The organism is Sulfobacillus thermosulfidooxidans DSM 9293 (assembly GCF_900176145.1).
GTDB classification, from domain to species: domain Bacteria; phylum Bacillota; class Sulfobacillia; order Sulfobacillales; family Sulfobacillaceae; genus Sulfobacillus; species Sulfobacillus thermosulfidooxidans.
In genome coordinates this window covers 229,523-245,986 of the sequence record NZ_FWWY01000001.1, presented here as the reverse complement: position 1 = coordinate 245,986, position 16,464 = coordinate 229,523, and the positions used below count along the sequence as shown (strand labels likewise).

The window sequence follows — 16,464 nt, the reverse complement described above, 5'->3', positions numbered from 1 at the left end:
CCTAGTCAACATCAACATCACGTGTCCACGACTTTTTACCCCTTACCCTAATTCAGGAGGCAAAAATCATGAACGGTTCAATTTTATCCGTTTCTCCTGCGTCGGACCAGCCGACCGAACCAAAAAAGACAACCAAAACCCCCAAAGTCAAACTCCAAAAAGCCGCAGATCGAACCCAACAGCGGCGCGTGATTCGACAACAACTCCAGCGCACGTTACGGCAGATCCTCGCGAACTACCGGATTGCAATACGTGCTGCTCGGGATGAAATCCGCTGGCTACGTGAGTATTTGTCGCAATTTCAGTCCGCAGGTTCCGACGTGTGGTGGCTCACCGAGGAACCCGTAGCCCCGTCCCGAACCCGCGGGCAGGCCCCCAGCCTCCGCCAGATCGCGGAGTTTTTGTGGCTGCACGCACAATGGGAAACACTCAGCGGGCGTGGCCGAGAGCGCTTGCTCCGAGAGCACAAAAATTGGCTGGAGTCGGCCGCTCAACAGGAGGCCATGGAAGCCATTGATCAGGCTTTGAATGCGGCACTGGAACACGCAACCGGCAAACCGGCTCTGCAGCACACGTTACGGTTGCTGGCCCTTGAAGCCCACCTGAAAGTCCGGGGCCGAAGCCGCGCGGAAGCTCCCGCACTGATCTCGCAGCTCTACGAACAGGTGTCCAACCGGCACCCAGATTCCTCTTCCTTCCATGTTCAATCGGCTCCAGAGATTCCAATCCGCACGGAGATCACCGAAGAAATCTTGTTCCCCGCGACGATGGGGAGCGTTCGGGTACGCGGTGTATGGCGTGCGACCCAAGCAGATCCGTCCGCGTGGGCTTTTGCCCACGAAAAATAAAAACGTTGGGAAGGGCTAGGCCCTTCCCAACGTCTCAATACCGTTCTTGGATATAAGGAGGTTGGCTAATATGGTCACGCTTACTGTGCGGGAAGAGGGGTCTGCCCCTGGGAACACTGTACGTCATCCTGTGTATGTCTCTCAACAGCTTTACGAGATGATCGAAATGCATGCCCGACAGTCCGAACAAACGCTCAGTGAATGGATGCGCCAAGCGGTGATCCGGTGGACTATCGCGTCGTCAGTTCCTCAATTGCCACCCGCGCCGCCCCGCGAATCCCTGATCCGGGATCGCATGATGTGGGTATATTTACCCCCTTCGCTTAATGCATGGGTGAACCAAGCTCGTGGATCAGCATCGTGGAGTACCGCGTTGTGGTCCATTTTGCAGTGGGCGGTCACGCATTCGGAGGAGGGGATCTGATATGGAACTGCGTCCCTATCAGGAAGCCGCCTTGAATGCTATCACGCAAGCCCATCGTCAAGGGGTAAAGAGGCCGGTGGTGAGCATGGCTACCGGTACAGGGAAGACCATCGTGCTGTCCGAATTACTACGTCGTCAGGGCGGAACGGCGTTGGTCCTGGCGCATCGCGACGAACTCGTTCGTCAGGCTGCCGACAAAATCCAGCACGTGTGGCCGGAGGCGTCGGTGGGCATCGTCAAGGGACCCGAAGATCAATGGGAAGCCCCGGTCGTGGTGGCGAGCGTGCAATCGCTCCATGCTCGGCGGTTACATCGGTGGCCCCGGGATCGGTTTGCCACCGTGGTGGTGGATGAATGTTTTCCGGCGGGGACATTGGTCGATGGACGGCCGATTGAAAGGTGGCGGCCGGGCGAGATTTTACGCACATTTGATCCCGATACCCACCGTTGGGTATCCGTGCCTGTCATCATGACGCATCACCGGTCAACCACGGGGTTAATGCAAATCACACTGAACACCTCCGAAATTCTTCGTTGTACGTGCAATCACCCATTTTATACCCGCGAAGGATGGATTGAAGCCGAATTTTTACAACCTGGCGATTCGGTTTTGAGTCGAAGGGGTTGGGTCAACGTGGTAGAAGCGATGCCCATGCGTATGGCAACCCCGGTCGACGTATTTAACTTAGATGTGGCTTTCCCTCATACGTACTCAGTGGGACAGGCTGGCATTGTCGTTCACAACTGCCATCACGCCCCCGCGCCGTCCTACAGAAAAATTCTCGATTATCTGCAGCCGGATCTCTTGCTCGGCGTGAGTGCCACACCGTTTCGTACCGATCTCACGAGTTTAGAGACCGTGTTTGACAAAATTGTGTATAGCTATGGCATTCGGGAGGCCATTCAAGACGGCTGGTTGGTCGATATTCAAGCGGTGCGCGTGCAGGGATCGGCCGATCTCGATGCGGTCCCGACTCGGGGCGGGGACTTTGTGGAAGGGCAATTGCAAAGCGTGTTGAATTCGTCCGAGCGGAATGCGCTGATTGTATCCGCGTACCAAACCCACGCCCCGGGCACCAAAGCGATTGTATTTGCCGCCGGGGTTCAACATGCCCATGATTTAGCTCAAACGTTCCGAAGTGTTGGTTTGGCCGCGGAAGCGGTGGACGGCACCATGCCGCTTGAAGCGCGCCGAGATGTGTTGACGCGGTTGCGATCTGGAACAACGCGGATTGTCACTAATGCAGCCGTGCTCTGCTTGGACGAAGAGACCGAAATCTTAACGAGCGAGGGATTTGTGGGCATCGATGCGATGACCCCTGCCCATCGCGTAGCAAATTGGGCAAACGGTCAAATTACCTTTGAACCCCCCTTGGATATTGTGCGTCGCCCGCGTGCGTGGTGGGAACGTATGGTGGTCTTGGAAACCCCGCATCGGAGCATCCGTGTAACCGAAGGACATCGGCTTTTATATCGGACTAGTCGCGAAGGACAGTTTAAAAAAGCCCCGGCCCGCGATCTTGTCGGACGCGCCCTTCAATTACCAATTTCCGGGATAGCTGATCCGTTAGATATCCAACCAGAACAACCACCCGACTTATCTCCACAACAATATCAACGCATGATTTCAGCCAATGCGTACACCTTACGCAAACGAGAAGGATATGGGTTCAAAGAATCGATTAAAGAAGCGACGCGGCGATTTAACGTCCGATATGGATTGCGATACAAAGCGCCATCGGAGCTGACGCTCGCAGAATGCCGATTTATTGGGTATTGGCTAGGTGATGGTTCAGCCAACCGATTATTAAGTGGCGGGATCGAGTACAAAATCGTTGAAAACGTTCATAATGCCTGGATAATCGCGTGGATTGAAGGCGTGATTGCGCAATTGGATGTCGATTTTCGTCGCCGTTATCAAGAACGAGCATCGGGTGACAATCTCGTTGCACACTGGTCTTGGAGCTTTCCTCGAGGCACAGGATTTGGTTCACAAAAACGTCGTGGCCTCTTTCCGTTGGAACCTTATTTAAACAAAAAAGGTTCCCCATTGCTCTGGGGACTCTCTCAAGAACAATTCGCGGCGCTGATTGAGGGACTGTGGCTCGCGGATGGAAATCATGGCGACGGACGCCTACGACCTCAAACTTACGTCATTACGAAAACTCACCGAGCACTCCTCGAACTGCTCCAAGCAATTGCTGTCTGTCGAGGGTATCGAGCGTCCTTAAAACCTGTTCGCTCGATACCTCCTGGATGGTCTCCGCAATATTCACTGTCCATTGAGCGTGAAGATGTCCATCGGATCAGCAATCGAAAGTCAAAGTATACGCTGCAATTTGAGACCGATTGGAAATCCGAGCGAGTGTGGTGTGTGAGAACAACGTCTGGCAATATTATCACGCGACGGCATGGCACGGTCACTGTGATGGGAAATAGTGAGGGCTTCGATGAACCCACAGTCGAAACCATCATACTAGCTCGTCCCACCAAATCGCTGGCCCTGTTTACCCAAACGGTCGGGCGCGGGACGCGCCCCGCCCCCGGCAAAGATCAGATGATTCTGATCGACGTTGCGGACAACACCCGGCGTCATAAAATTATCTCCGTGCGCGATTTGCTGGGGTTGCGACGGGACCTGGTCTCTGGGACCCGGGTGAGTACGGCTTTGGCCCGCGAAGCTCGGTTGTCCACCGACGATGAACAATGGCTGATGCAGCTCGTGCCCCTTGATCGGCTCCACAGCGAACACGTGCCCGATTTGTTTACGGATCTAGTCGAGGATGCGGCTCCGAGTGTGGACTGGCGGGATTTGGCCGACGCATTGGCCGAAATCGCGGACGATCCGGATAGTCAGCAGGAGATCGTCGCACGATGTGTCCAGTTTGGCATGATTAACCCCGACGGCCCGAGCACGCCGCTTCAACAGCAACGCTTGCAAGAGTTCGGTTGGCCCGCATCCGAAGCACAATCCCTACCCAAATGGGCCGCGTCGTGGGTGTTGGATCGCCATCGCGAGGCGTTGCAAGCGTGGACCGTGGGGCGGGCTACCCGATGGGCCGACCTGCTCGGCACGCCGCCCCGTGCCGCGCAGCAAGCCTTGGCGGATGCCTTGTGGAAATTGGCCCCCGCGACCCCCAAGCAAAAAGCGTGGTTGCGTCAACACGGGACACCCGAGGCGCTGATTGAGGGGTTGACCAAAGGGGAAGCCTCGTGGCTCATTGATCGCCTACCCCGACAGGCTGCAAGGAAGGTGCGCCATGGCTAAACGCGGACCTTCGTGGGGGCAAATCGTCAAGGAAATGGCGATAGCGGGATTGTGGTGGGAAGGAGTGATCCACGGTGCCGCCTGGCTCTACCATCTTACCCACTGATGGGGGACGTGATCAGCCCAACGCGGCGGATATTGCCCGCTGGTGGGCGTATCTTATCACGCCCGACGCCGAAGTCGAAGTACGCGTGCTCTATCGGGATGGCCTGCCGGCGATTGGGCGATTTACGGATGGCCGGGCGTTTCAGCAAGCCGTCCGCCAGTCCGATACCGATCCGGCGGTCTCCGGTATTTATGCCACCTTGAATCCCGTGCGGCTCGATCCCAATTGGCCGTATCCCCGCAATCGGTTGCACCGTGGGGGACGAGCGGCCGGGGATGCTGATATTCTCGTGCGGCGGTGGCTGCTCGTGGATCTCGATCCCCAACGCCCAGCGCACACCAACGCCACGGTCGCGGAACGCCGGGCCGCTATTGTGACGGCGCAACAAATCGGCCACGCCTTGGCTCAGCTCGGATGGCCCCGCCCTGCCCAAGGATTGTCGGGCAACGGCGTGCACCTCGTGTATCCGCTAGCGGATTGGCCGAATACACCCGAAATGACCGTGTTCGTGCGGGAGATGTTGCAAATTTTGGCCCAACGCTTTACCACTACCACCGTGAACGTAGACGGTAGTGTCTTTAATGCTTCCCGCATTTCCAAAATTTATGGCACCACGCCCCGGAAAGGCGATCCCACGTCGGAGCGTCCGTGGTGGCCCGCGCGATTGCTCGCGGTGCCAGACCGCCAGCATCCGCTGACGATCCATCAGGCCCGGCGGATTTGGGCCTGGATTCCGACGCCGGAATCGTCCCACGACCTGCGCCCCGCCGCACCGGAAGTCGAAGGAGCAGGACATCGGGTTCCCACGCCGGATGCCTTGTTGGCCTTGTTAACCACCTGGCAGATTCCTGTGCGATCCGATCCCCATCCATACAACGAGGGGGTCCGCATCTTTGTAGAGTGCCCCTGGCAGGCTGAGCACTCGGGATATAGTGGGATGTCCGAAACCGCCGTGTTCTGGAATGCCCGCACCCATGCGGTGGGCTTTCGGTGCCAGCACGAGCATTGTCAGAGCCGCACCTGGTCCACGATCTGTACCATGCACGCCCAATCGGAGCGGTGAAGGTACTTAGTGCGGTATCCACATCCAGATCCACGCACCCAACGAAAGCGGCCACAAGAAGACGCCAAAGGGCCAAGCATCCGGAACCGGGCGGCGGAACACGCCGCGCCAGACAATGACAAGCCATCCGATCAGCCCGTAACTGGCGGCGACCACGAGAAGCGTGAGCCCCGCGCCAAACAAGAGACCAAAGATGGCGAACGTCGCCGCATCCCCTAATCCCAAAAACCCCAACACCCACAGGCCCCATCCCAGACCGCCCCATCCGAGTGCGGCCGCTACATGCCCGATCCAGATGGCCCCGTGCACGACCGGATGGACGACCGCAAACGTGATCAATCCGACGAGGCCGGCCAGGCCCGTCCATTCAAAGGGCAATTGGCGATGGCGCGCGTCAGACCACACTTGCGCGGCGATGAGCAGAATCCACGCACCTGTCAGCCCCCAGAACGCCGAGAAAGATCCCATGTCGCACCTTCTTTGTCTGCAACCATCACCTCTAGGAAAGAGGACCTAGGGCATCATGTTCACGAGAGCATGATCCGATCAGCCAGATGCTGCCACGCGGTCGCATCGTCGGGGTGATGCGTGATCTGCACTAGCGCATCCTGATAGGCCGAAGGAAACCGAAACCAACACGTCGCATACGTAGAATCTTCTTCGTCGTCTTCAATTCCATCCCAACATGGGTGGGTGGTCAGACGTTGCAAGGCGGATGCGCACAATTGCCGATTGTCTCCACCACAGCGAGTTTCTACCCAAATATAGTCCGACACCAGGCCGGCGGACCGAAACCGATCAAAATCCTCTCGATGCAAGCCCAAACACGCGAGCAAAATCGTCGGACGATCTGTCATAGAAAAGGCGGCCATGATGATCTCTTCTCCTTGTGTCACGGACAGGGAGTCTCAGACCAATTTTGGAATGCGGGGGATGATGAACTAGGAGACAAAGCGTTGCTTGCGGCGGGTGCCGTGACGATCTGGCGGCCCTAGCACGACCCGCACTAACCCCGCCCGTTCGAGCCGTTGCAGCCAGCGCCACGCCTGGCCTCGGCCCACGCCAAAGCGTTGGGCCAACAAATCGGACGTGATCGGCATGCCCGACGGCCATTGCCGCACCGTGCGTAACACGGTCGACCACGTAGGGGGCGATAAGACCGGAGAGGGAGGGGTGGGACGGACCGGCAAGATCCGACGCGGCGGGATGAACGGAACAACGCCCGAACCTTCGGCAATGTCGGGTCCCCGGCGTAGGCGATCCCACCAGGTGCGCCATGTCAAACGTTCCATGACCATCCCCCCTGATGCCTGGGGACGTCTCCCGCCCCCGTTAATATCCTGGAATTTGCAGTTCTCGCAGGATCTGTGAGCCGTGCATTAAGCGAAAGGCCACATAATCGGTGGGATCCGTGATCGTGGTCGCCCAGATCTCCAAGGCATCTGCTCCCGTCATCACCGCCGGATCCCAGCCGGGACCAAACGGCGGGGCTTGCGTGATCACGGCCTGGATCGCGGCCGGATCCGTAATCCGTTGCATACAGTACACTACATTTCCTCCTCGTGTTCCTTGCGTTGTGGCCCAGAACCTTTCTCCCGATCATTGTACGTCAAGACGATCCGACATTACCACCCAATAGTCCGATACGGTCGTGGTGGCGACACCCCAAAGCCTTGCACAAACGGAATGTGGGCCGCCGCACACGCGGTCCGTTCTTCCGGCGTTTCGACCCCTTCTGCGATCCACGAGAGCGGCCCCCCAAACGCAAAGTGCTGAATCCAGCGAACCCACGCCAGCATGTCCGGCCGAATGAGCTGACGGGTGATTGTGCGGTCGAGTTTGACCCATCGAATGGGCCACGTCACGAGACGTGTGGTCGATTCCACGCTGTCGCCCCAATCATCGAGGGCAATTTGACCAGCCTGAGCCAATGCCTTCACCACAGGAGCGGTCCATCCCGGGTGTTCGAGCAATTCCCATACGACCGGATCCAATCGGCGACTCCAGAGCGCGAGAGCCGACGGAAATTCGGGCGTTGTCACAATCCCGTGCGGATGCAAATTGATAAACCAAATGCCTTGCGGGGCTTCGGACGTCTGCCGCCAGGCTTGTAACACTTCTAACACGCGGGTTTCGAGCCGTGTAATCTGTGCGGTTTGCTCAGCCCACTGCCACAATCCCGCGGCGGTCGTCTCGCCGTTCCATCGGGTGAGCCATTCGACGCCGACGACATCCCCGGATGTCGTGGCACAAATCGGTTGGGTCCATAACGTGAGTGCGCGCACCCGTGCTGTCGCCTCCTTTTGCCGGAATCATCAGACCCAAAAAACCCCCGTCCGAGACCGCAGAGTCGGATTACGGACGGGGGATACGCATTAGGCGTTATGGTTCGTTACTTCTGCACCGTCGGATTGGGCGCAAACTGCACCACAGGATACGGGCAATCATTGGGATCGTAGGCTTCCTGGTACACGCTCCCATCGGGCTGCGAGGATTGCGTGCACGACTGATCGGCCCCGGTCCCCGTGCACGTGGTGGTCACCAACGTTTGCGGGGCCACGTCAATCGCCCACCCGGGCCCCGGCAACAAGGTATTGGGTGGGGCATTCCCTGCTGTGACCCATTGGTCGTTTTGCGGCGGCTGAATCGGCTGCCCATTATAGGTCGTCTCTTCCGGATTCGGCATACAGGCCGCAAACGTGAAGGTGCCGACCACCGTTTGCGTGCTCGTCGTCACCACGGGCGGCGGCGTATAGGTGGGCGGGGTATAGGTCGGTGGCGGCGTGTAGATCGGCGTCGAGGACCCACCGGTGGGCGGATTGGACGTAGGGGCCGGATTCGCCACACACGACACCGTACTCTGACTGACGACCGCATCGGTTTGGACGTTGTGCGTGTATTCCGTTTGCTGCCCGTTCACACACGCGGAAAACGTCCATTGCGGGTAGATGCCCGGACTATCACTCCCGGTTCCTTGACACACGCCATCGTTGTCAATTTGCGCTTCGCCGGCCGGACATTGTGGGGGAATATATTGCCCATTCACAAACGTCCCCGTTTGGCAATAGGACTTTCCAGTAGCTACGTTATAGGCGGTGATGCCCCCTTGAGCCGCACACCCATTATACGTATATTGGCCGTTTCCCGTCGGCTGAAAACCTGGGGTACTCGTGCCAATGGTTTGCGTGAGCGGATCAGAGGTACCACTTGCCGGCGTCCAGGACGTGCCGCTGGAGTGAATACCGGTTTGGGAATTCCCATAGGCATTACCGAACGAGAATCCTGTGGTGGATGATCCCGGCGGAACATAGCCCGTCGAGGTGCCGATAATGGACGCCGTAGGAATGCTCACGCCGCCAATCGTATACCCCCCCACGAAACTGTTGCCCGATGACATGCCATAAAGACTCGGATCCCATCCGCCACTGGAACCGCCGCTAGTGTAATTGCTACTCGTATATCCTCCGCCAGAACTCCAACCTCCTGTAGTGGTCGTAGGCGTACTCCAGCCACCCGATGACCAGCCGCCGGATGACGAACCCCCGGACCAACTCCATGCATAAGCCGGAACGGGAAGCAAAGTCAGAAGTGCGAGCGCACCCAAACTTCCCGCGAGACGCCCCACCAGACGAGACATGATATGATGTCCTCCTTTCGTGTCAACGTGTTCACAATGTTGCGTGATTGCTTTTCATTGTACAGGGCTTCGACCGTACATCGATCCCACGCTTCCGGATGCTCTCACCCTACTTTGTGGAAGAGGGCTTCGGATAAGCGGGAAGAGTTGTTGGGGGACTCAAAACCAGCGTTTCCAACGCCCAATGCCATGTTTGGTTCACCCGGAACAATCCTAAAACAACAAAACCACTTTGAGCGAACGAGAGAGTTTGATGCTGAGCCGTGATGAGATATTCTGTGACAATAAAGGGGACGCGGGTCATCGTAATGACATGCAATTGACTCGTGCTGAGATGGACTGGGGGACGAATCACCGTCCAAGACACGACTCGATGATATGGACGTCTAAACGGTCCCACGGACACAAATATGGTCGTCATCCAGGCGTGTTGGGCTTGCCACGTGTGCCACAATGCATAACGATGAACAATCAGTCGTTGAAAAGCGTGACCTTCGTGCGGAGCCAATTGCTCATCGAGTGCGAGAGGATCGGGCCCTACAGCTTGGTCAACATCCTGAAGTGTTTGATTCCAAGCGGCATCCCACACAGCCGTAGGAATTCCTGATGGCGCAACGGTGTGGGGGATGTGAGACAGATCCTGTTGCCAAATCGCGATTGTGTGCTGAAATCCGGGAGTCTCTAGAACGGGATCTTTTAATGAGCTGGAAGCTCCCAGAAGAGTGGGGGTTAACTGTCCCAAAGATGCTGACGAAAACCCCGGTATTTGCTGGCTGATGCTGCGCCATTCGATGGTCATCAAAGTTTGATGGCGACGTTGTAAGGCTGTCCATGCTGATGCTTGAGAGCTCTGGAGGGACAACGCCTCCAAGTGAGGACGCGAACGATGCGATGGAACGGATATCACCCGGGGAGCGTGTGTGAAAAATCGCGTACCATGTCCCCGCGTTGCCCAATATCCGACCATCCCGCATATCAACACGAAGACGCCTCCAGCAATCAGCCACTTCCTGCGTTGCATGATGATCCGATTCTCCTTTCGTGAATCTTTCATAAAAGAAAAAGCTCCGAAAACCTTTGGATATCGGTTTTCGGAGCTTCCCAGGGGGAGAATCGAACGATTTAGTAGATAAATTGATCCACGGCCCATCCCATGCCGTTCGAGGCGCCCACATCCGGAACTTGTTGTAGCACAATAACCACGGGTGTCGGTGAAAACGATGTGGGCACATAGTGCCCGTTAACCAGTTTTTCGCCTTGGCTCGTGACGAGCATCGGAATGGTGAGGATCCATTCTCCGGCTCCGTTTTGTTTAGCACTCAAAGACGGACTGACGGATTGCGTGAAATGCGAGACAGTGGTCGGAATTGTGACGTGATTTTGGATCGCCAAGCTATCGACAAACCGCCACGATTTGAAATCCAGTTGTTTTTGTACATCCCACAAGCTGACCGCGTCCTCTTTGATCACGGCAGGAGGCATTTGCCATAATGCCCGGGCGGGATTATTCAAATACGTAATGACATCTTGTTCAGCGACCGAGAACGCAGACGACAACACGGAGCTGGGCACGGCAGACAAGGTGGCGTCGGCCTGGGCCGTGCCGGTTAATTGATTGGAACCCCATCCAGCATTTTGCGCGATGGTTCGGGTTTGATGCACAGATGGAACGTTGTTCAAATTTCTAATGTAGAACCGTTGACTGGGGGGATTGGTGAATCCCATTAACAACGTCACCCACTCCGAATATGGCATGTTCGCAGCAGACAAAGTCGGCCAGAGTTCTGGTAACAAGTGCAAATCCGCTTGTTTGCGATTCCAACTCGCCGCCGTATAAATGCGCTGTCCCCCAAACACCACCGGACCTGACATCTGGGCTAATTGTAACGCGGACGATGGAGGCGTCGAAGACAAATTGACATCGGCGAGGGTCACAGCGATAGCCCATTGATTGCCGGATGGCGGATTGGCCCAGTCGGGTTGGGGGAGCAACTCCCAGGATGATTGGGGCGTGGGCTTGACCCAATACAACGGAATGGTGTCGGGCACGGGATGCGGAAAATGGTAGGGATTCGCAAACGCATTGAGATTCACGAAAGTAGGCCATTTGTTGCCATTCAGGTTGGGCGCGCCATCTCCCGCTGTCATGGCTTGAATCACGACAGGTATTCCCGCCTGCATGGGATGGTTGGGCCCGATTTCTGCATTATTTTGGGTTAACGCAAAAATTTGCGCATACGGAGCCGGTGGCATGGCGTTGTTGGTTGGCCGCGGGGCCAACGCCTGTAACGATGCCGGAAGCTGATTGACGGGAATGGGTTGACTCGGCGTCACGTTGGCCACGCTGAGGCTCACAGGATGACTCCACACCGCAAAGGTAGCATTATTCGGGGCACTCGGATCTTTCGCGTACACGACAACTTTATACGTTCCCGCAGCCGAGGGAGTAAACGTAAACGTGTTTTGCGATGTGTAATTGCTTCCGATCCAGTGTCCGCTCGGGGTTTCATACCAAAATTGATACACCGGATTAATGAGATTGGTTGCTTGCGCCGTCACCGTCACCGGATTGTTGACGGGCAGGAGAAGACCTTGAAGAGGTTGTGGCTGAGACGACGGGAACTCCGGATTCACGGGAGCGTTCAAGACCACTTGGCTCGCCACGTTCGCAATGAACTGCTGATACTGCGCCTGGGACCACTCTCCGGCTGCAATTTGATTGGCGTCCAAGGCGTACACGACCACGGGATACGATCCCGCCGCCGCATCGGGAATGGTAAACGTATTGTTGGGGGAATAATTGCGCACCATTTTCCATCCCGACGGGCCGTCTTCCCACCATTGATACTCGACGGTGCCGCCATTGCCGTTGGCGGTCGCGGTGTAGGTTAAGGTTGTCCCCGGTTGTTGGGGACCGTTGGGGCCTTTCGCCATGAGGTTCGAGACGTGGGGCGTCTGACCGGCGCCCATGATACTGAGTAAAACGCCCGTACCGAGGAGGACCAGTCCCGCGCGCTGCGGGGGTGTGGCATGCCTCATCCGACGGATCCATTGGTGTAATCGCATAACATGATCATCCTTTCGGTGTTTTATATCGTGCGTGATTTTTTATTGGGTGAGGGCAGAACATCGCCACGATGCGGGCGTGATCCGCACCCCCATCAGCATTCGCCACGCAATGAACTCTCCCTCCGCCTGGCCTCTACGAGGCCGAGGCGGGGGTTTCCGGGATCGCTCCCGGAGGTTCCTGGTTCTGCGACCCCTGCGGCTCCGCCATTGGCGGGAGGCGTCTTACGCGGATCTCCCCAGGCGTGACTTCGGACCGTTCCGGCCCTAGTTTCCGAAAAATCCGCATCCGTTTGTGCTCCTTGGTGAGCGGAATTCCGGAGAGCAGTGTGTGGATGCCGCGTTTGGCAATCACGCACGCTGCGTTGTGATCCGCATTATCCCGATGTCCGCAGCGTTGGCAGACAAATTCGGCCTGGCTGCGCCGATTGTCCGGGGAAGTGAACGTGCATACCGCACATTCCTGCGAACTGGATTGGGGCGGAACCGTGATCACGAGTTTGCCTCGGCGCAAGGCTTTATAGCGGGTAAACGCGACGACCTCGCCCCACGCGGACGATAAGATCGCGCGATGGAGGGCCGCCTTCGCTTGGCGCCCGTTCGGCAGAAACCGGCCTTGGACATCCTTTTTGGCCTTCGGGCGTTTGGTCATGTGGGCGATTTTGAGATCTTCGAAGACATACAAATCATAGGCGTTATTGACGACCAAACGATGGCTCGTTTGGTGGGCATAATCCTGTCGGACGTTCTTTTCGTACCGCTGGTATCGAGCGACTTTGCGATACGCCTTCTGTTGATTCTTGGATCCTTTCTTGCGCCGGGCGGCCCGTCGTTGCCATTTTTGGCGTTGCCGCCGGTGCTTGGCGATGCGGGCCTTTTGCACAGGCTGGAGATCGAAAATGTGTCCATCGGAGGTCATCAAGGGTTTCGCCACGCCCCGATCCCCGCCGAGCGTCCGCTCGGTCAGTTGCTCAGCGGAGAGATGGCGCAAATCGTCGGCGATTCGCTCGGTCGCGACGTCGGCACCGTTTCCCGGTATCGCGACCGTCGAATCGTCTGCCGCAAAGGAGAGCCACCATTGGCCGCCTTCTACGGCGATATAAATCGAGGCAGGCACGGCATGGGGACGATGCGCCACATACGGGATCATGCCCACTGGAAACTTCGTGGTCCCCACGTGAAGCTGATAGCCGTTAACCTCACCGGTCGCCTTATCTGTCAGCGGGATGAACTGAAAGAGTTCCGACGTCAGCCACACCGCCTGCCGTCCGGATTTTTTCTTGAGCTTCGGACGGCCGCCCCGCTTTTGAAAGAATCGCTGATAGGCTTGCCGGAATCGCACCGTGCCGTTCCGCAGAACCTGGGATGGCACCTCTCGCAGAAACGCCGTCTCCTCCGAGATAAAGCGTGCGTATTCCTGATCCACCGGAATGGTCATCCCTGCCGTACCCACAAACCGTCGCTGGAACGCCCGGTAGTACCGGTCTTCCTGCACTTTGGCATTGTAGATCAGCCGCTGACACCCGATCCAGCGCAGCAAAATCTGTTGCTGGGCTTTCGTAGGATACAGGCGAAACCGGTACCCCGTGAGCATGGCGCCCCCCTTGCACAAGCTTGTGTTTCCATTATACCATTAAGCTACCATGAGCGAAAACGAATTGGTATCAGCGTCGCATGCCGTATACTCCCTTAGGTTGCATGTCGTGTTCGTAACCAAGTATCGGCGACCAGTCTTGACGCCGGAGATGCTGGGGGCTTTGCGGGACGCCTTCGCGGAGATTCTGGCAGACTGGCGTTGCACCTTGATCGAATTTGGCGGGGAAGCCGACCATGTACATCTGCTGATAGGCATCCATCCAGCCCTCACCATCTCCACCTTAATCAACAACCTCAAATCCGCCAGTTCGCGTCGCATGCGGAATCGCTTCGCAGATCACTTACGAAAATACTACTGGAAACCGTACTTTTGGCATCGTGCCTATTACGTCGGGAGTGTGGGCGGGGCTTCGTTGGAGACGGTGAAACGCTACGTCGAAGCCCAAGGGACGAAAGAAAAATCACGGAAGGCGGCCAAGAGGCCGCCGCCCGCTTGACCCCCTCCCGGCTTCGCCAGGGAAGGGGAATGCGCGGGCGTTTTGTTCACGTGATTCCTGCTAAGTTCTGGAAGGCACGGATGGCATCGTGAGCATCCCATTCGCCTGCACCGGGAGACTGACCACGTGGCTAGTCTGGGGGCCGGGCACCGCGAGAATGAGATGGTCCCCCACGAGAATCGGGGAATCAATACCAAACGTTACGGTTGCAGCAAACGGCTGCGATCCTTGAATGGTGCCCGTGCGGGCGTTTAAGACCCACAGCGTGTGGCCGGTCGGCACATAACAGTGGTTGTGCCACACGAGGACGCCTGCTCGAATCGGCGTGCGGGGCTCAAATTCCCAGAGGACGCGCCCGGTGGCAGGATTGAGCGCATACAGGGTATCGGTGACGGGGGAGGTTAAATACAGCCGCCCGTTCGCCCACGTATAATTGCCCGTCTCGGTGTGGATGGGCCGGTGTCCCTGCCCCAAGGCGATTTGCCGCACAATCTGCCCTGTGCGCGTGTTGAGTTCCACCGCGCTGACCGTCACCGTCGCTCCAATGGGCACGGTTTTGACCGTCAGTGGCGTCGTCAACGTACTGAGCCAGACGGTCTGTCCGTGAATCAAGGGATTCGTATCCGTCAACCCGCCGGTCCACACGGGATTGGCGGTCACCCAGCGGATGGCGCCCGACGGGACGGCAATGCCCCAGACGGCGGCGGGAGCCATCGTGGGCACAATGGCCAGACCCGAGGGGGTTATCGGCGTGGCGCTCATCGAATCAAAGCCGGCCACCCATTGATGCAGTCCCTCCTGGCCGGTCTGGGCATTCCAACTATCCAAGTGCCGATTTCCCGTGGCGACATAGACCCACCCATCCGCGTAGGTCAGCGTCGGCATCACGGCCCCATGCGTCGTGTGATGCCAGCGGATCTGACCGGTTTGCGCAGTCACCGCCGCGACCCCGGATGATCCGCTACCCCGCACCAAAAACGCATTGCCGACGCTGTGGGGCGAGACGTTGGACATGGCCCCGTTGCCCCAACCGACAAAGACAATGGTGCCGCTCGGATTGAGGATAGGCGTGGCCATCAATTGATTGGGCGCGTGCCAGGCCCACTGAATTCGCCCCGTCCCGGCATTGAGGGCATACAGCCATCCGTGATGCGCCGTCATGGTCTCCGTCAACACGAGATGGGTTGTGGGATCATACGCCACTTCAAACACGCCACGCCCGCGCAACGGGGGACTGGACCAGGTCCCCACACTGCCGGAGAGAATGGGGTTGTGATCTGCATTGGATCCATATTGGGCAAAGACTCCCGTCGTCGTTGTCGGTTCTCCGCGCAGAGAGGCTAGGATGCCGACTCCGATCAGTCCGGTAGCGATCAGGAGCGTGGTGACGAAGGGCCGGATGCCGGAGCGCGTCGCCCGGGGCCGACGGACCGGGATCATCGGGCCACCGTCCGTGATCGGGGTTCGGGTGTGAGGGCCATGAAGCGCCGTTGCTCATCGGGGGCTAATCCCGGCCACACCGCTTGCGCCCACCAGGTACACGGTTCCCCGCGAAGCACCGCGCATGGCTGATCCGTTAATAAGCAGTGCACGGCATCCGGCCCCCCAAAGGCATTCGCACACGCACTCCGCACCAAGGAGGCGGTATCCTGCAATTTGAGCATTCATCCCACGTCCTTTCTCTAAATCCTCGAACACACGTTTATTCATTGGGCCACGCCGCGACTACCTGCATCGGAAAATCGTACTCGGCTTCCTCGCGAGTGGCAAAGTAATGACCCCAAAAATAGGCATCCGTGATCAGATTGTGCCAGTATGTGGCATACGGTTGGGAGCATCGTCTTCTAATTGAGGCAACACTAATTCGAGGTTCCCCGAACCGACCTACCGATGCAAAATTTTCATGCACAATCCCTCCTCACAACCCAACGAGGCCAGACAAAAAAAACGGCGCCGAAG

Annotated in this window: 17 protein-coding genes; 5 read left to right on the top strand and 12 right to left on the bottom strand. The window is 57.6% G+C overall.

Translation table 11 applies throughout. From position 1 onward, the window contains the following. The first annotated feature begins 68 nt into the window (after nt 1–68). The 4 genes from B8987_RS01430 to B8987_RS01415 all read left to right on the top strand — a co-directional run bounded on the left by B8987_RS01430 (nt 69) and on the right by B8987_RS01415 (nt 5,709). Nucleotides 69–848, top strand: coding sequence for a hypothetical protein (locus tag B8987_RS01430; RefSeq protein ID WP_084660796.1), 780 nt, complete (start codon nt 69–71; stop codon nt 846–848). A gap of 70 nt (nt 849–918) precedes the next feature. After that, nucleotides 919–1,272, top strand: a complete 354-nt coding sequence (locus tag B8987_RS01425) for a hypothetical protein (protein ID WP_084660795.1) — start codon at nt 919–921, stop codon at nt 1,270–1,272. A 1-nt stretch (nt 1,273) separates the two neighbouring features. Beyond that, on the top strand, nt 1,274–4,540 hold the full coding sequence (locus B8987_RS01420) for a DEAD/DEAH box helicase family protein (RefSeq protein ID WP_084660794.1): 3,267 nt from the start codon (nt 1,274–1,276) through the stop codon (nt 4,538–4,540). A gap of 74 nt (nt 4,541–4,614) precedes the next feature. After that, the gene (locus B8987_RS01415; protein WP_084660793.1) at nt 4,615–5,709 is read left to right on the top strand and encodes a hypothetical protein; all 1,095 of its coding nucleotides are present in this window, start codon (nt 4,615–4,617) and stop codon (nt 5,707–5,709) included. Nucleotides 5,710–5,715: 6 nt separating this feature from the next. On the opposite strand, the gene B8987_RS01410 is transcribed toward B8987_RS01415, so the two are convergent. The 9 genes from B8987_RS01410 to B8987_RS01370 all read right to left on the bottom strand — a co-directional run bounded on the left by B8987_RS01410 (nt 5,716) and on the right by B8987_RS01370 (nt 14,006). After that, nucleotides 5,716–6,177, bottom strand: coding sequence for a prepilin peptidase (locus B8987_RS01410; protein WP_084660792.1), 462 nt, complete (start codon nt 6,175–6,177; stop codon nt 5,716–5,718). Between the two features lie 59 nt (nt 6,178–6,236). Further along, nucleotides 6,237–6,581: a hypothetical protein gene (locus B8987_RS01405; RefSeq protein ID WP_084660791.1), complete on the bottom strand. Its 345-nt coding sequence runs from the start codon at nt 6,579–6,581 to the stop codon at nt 6,237–6,239. A gap of 69 nt (nt 6,582–6,650) precedes the next feature. Next, nucleotides 6,651–7,001: a helix-turn-helix domain-containing protein gene (locus tag B8987_RS01400; RefSeq protein ID WP_084660790.1), complete on the bottom strand. Its 351-nt coding sequence runs from the start codon at nt 6,999–7,001 to the stop codon at nt 6,651–6,653. Nucleotides 7,002–7,041: 40 nt separating this feature from the next. After that, entirely contained in the window at nt 7,042–7,257 is a 216-nt protein-coding gene (locus tag B8987_RS01395) for a hypothetical protein (RefSeq protein WP_139793448.1), read from the bottom strand. 77 nt (nt 7,258–7,334) lie between these two features. Further along, entirely contained in the window at nt 7,335–7,994 is a 660-nt protein-coding gene (locus B8987_RS01390) for an EAL domain-containing protein (protein ID WP_084660788.1), read from the bottom strand. 107 nt (nt 7,995–8,101) lie between these two features. Next, a complete protein-coding gene (locus tag B8987_RS01385; protein ID WP_084660787.1) occupies nt 8,102–9,346 on the bottom strand; it encodes a hypothetical protein in 1,245 nt (414 codons plus the stop codon). A 109-nt stretch (nt 9,347–9,455) separates the two neighbouring features. Then, a complete protein-coding gene (locus B8987_RS01380) occupies nt 9,456–10,367 on the bottom strand; it encodes a hypothetical protein (protein ID WP_084660786.1) in 912 nt (303 codons plus the stop codon). Nucleotides 10,368–10,468: 101 nt separating this feature from the next. Continuing rightward, nucleotides 10,469–12,412 carry a hypothetical protein gene (locus B8987_RS01375; protein WP_084660785.1) on the bottom strand — a complete coding sequence of 648 codons (1,944 nt, stop codon included), beginning with the start codon at nt 12,410–12,412 and terminating at the stop codon, nt 10,469–10,471. 136 nt (nt 12,413–12,548) lie between these two features. Beyond that, the gene (locus tag B8987_RS01370) at nt 12,549–14,006 is read right to left on the bottom strand and encodes an RNA-guided endonuclease InsQ/TnpB family protein (RefSeq protein ID WP_084660784.1); all 1,458 of its coding nucleotides are present in this window, start codon (nt 14,004–14,006) and stop codon (nt 12,549–12,551) included. A gap of 49 nt (nt 14,007–14,055) precedes the next feature. Here B8987_RS01370 and tnpA point away from each other — a divergent pair, with 49 nt between their 5' ends. Further along, nucleotides 14,056–14,505: an IS200/IS605 family transposase gene (gene tnpA, locus B8987_RS01365; protein WP_084660783.1), complete on the top strand. Its 450-nt coding sequence runs from the start codon at nt 14,056–14,058 to the stop codon at nt 14,503–14,505. Between the two features lie 60 nt (nt 14,506–14,565). Here the strand turns inward: tnpA and B8987_RS01360 are convergent, their stop codons facing one another. The 3 genes from B8987_RS01360 to B8987_RS01350 are packed head-to-tail and all read right to left on the bottom strand — an operon-like array spanning nt 14,566 to nt 16,414. After that, the gene (locus tag B8987_RS01360) at nt 14,566–15,945 is read right to left on the bottom strand and encodes an outer membrane protein assembly factor BamB family protein (RefSeq protein WP_084660782.1); all 1,380 of its coding nucleotides are present in this window, start codon (nt 15,943–15,945) and stop codon (nt 14,566–14,568) included. After that, complete coding sequence (locus B8987_RS01355; protein ID WP_084660781.1) at nt 15,942–16,169, bottom strand: hypothetical protein; 228 nt, start codon at nt 16,167–16,169, stop codon at nt 15,942–15,944. Before B8987_RS01355 ends, B8987_RS01360 begins: the two co-directional genes overlap by 4 nt. A gap of 38 nt (nt 16,170–16,207) precedes the next feature. Beyond that, nucleotides 16,208–16,414 carry a hypothetical protein gene (locus B8987_RS01350; RefSeq protein WP_084660780.1) on the bottom strand — a complete coding sequence of 69 codons (207 nt, stop codon included), beginning with the start codon at nt 16,412–16,414 and terminating at the stop codon, nt 16,208–16,210. Nucleotides 16,415–16,464: the final 50 nt, after the last annotated feature.

Excerpts from the sequence above, each read along its gene's own strand:
- B8987_RS01430 (WP_084660796.1), top strand. The coding sequence starts at position 69 with ATGAACGGTTCAATTTTATCCGTTTCTCCTGCGTCGGACCAGCCGACC.
- B8987_RS01420 (WP_084660794.1), top strand. The coding sequence starts at position 1,274 with ATGGAACTGCGTCCCTATCAGGAAGCCGCCTTGAATGCTATCACGCAA.
- B8987_RS01400 (WP_084660790.1), bottom strand. The coding sequence starts at position 7,001 with ATGGAACGTTTGACATGGCGCACCTGGTGGGATCGCCTACGCCGGGGA.
- B8987_RS01370 (WP_084660784.1), bottom strand. The coding sequence starts at position 14,006 with ATGCTCACGGGGTACCGGTTTCGCCTGTATCCTACGAAAGCCCAGCAA.
- B8987_RS01380 (WP_084660786.1), bottom strand. The coding sequence starts at position 10,367 with ATGCAACGCAGGAAGTGGCTGATTGCTGGAGGCGTCTTCGTGTTGATA.
- B8987_RS01360 (WP_084660782.1), bottom strand. The coding sequence starts at position 15,945 with ATGATCCCGGTCCGTCGGCCCCGGGCGACGCGCTCCGGCATCCGGCCC.
- B8987_RS01385 (WP_084660787.1), bottom strand. The coding sequence starts at position 9,346 with ATGTCTCGTCTGGTGGGGCGTCTCGCGGGAAGTTTGGGTGCGCTCGCA.
- tnpA (WP_084660783.1), top strand. The coding sequence starts at position 14,056 with ATGAGCGAAAACGAATTGGTATCAGCGTCGCATGCCGTATACTCCCTT.
- B8987_RS01375 (WP_084660785.1), bottom strand. The coding sequence starts at position 12,412 with ATGCGATTACACCAATGGATCCGTCGGATGAGGCATGCCACACCCCCG.
- B8987_RS01410 (WP_084660792.1), bottom strand. The coding sequence starts at position 6,177 with ATGGGATCTTTCTCGGCGTTCTGGGGGCTGACAGGTGCGTGGATTCTG.
- B8987_RS01425 (WP_084660795.1), top strand. The coding sequence starts at position 919 with ATGGTCACGCTTACTGTGCGGGAAGAGGGGTCTGCCCCTGGGAACACT.
- B8987_RS01405 (WP_084660791.1), bottom strand. The coding sequence starts at position 6,581 with ATGGCCGCCTTTTCTATGACAGATCGTCCGACGATTTTGCTCGCGTGT.
- B8987_RS01355 (WP_084660781.1), bottom strand. The coding sequence starts at position 16,169 with ATGCTCAAATTGCAGGATACCGCCTCCTTGGTGCGGAGTGCGTGTGCG.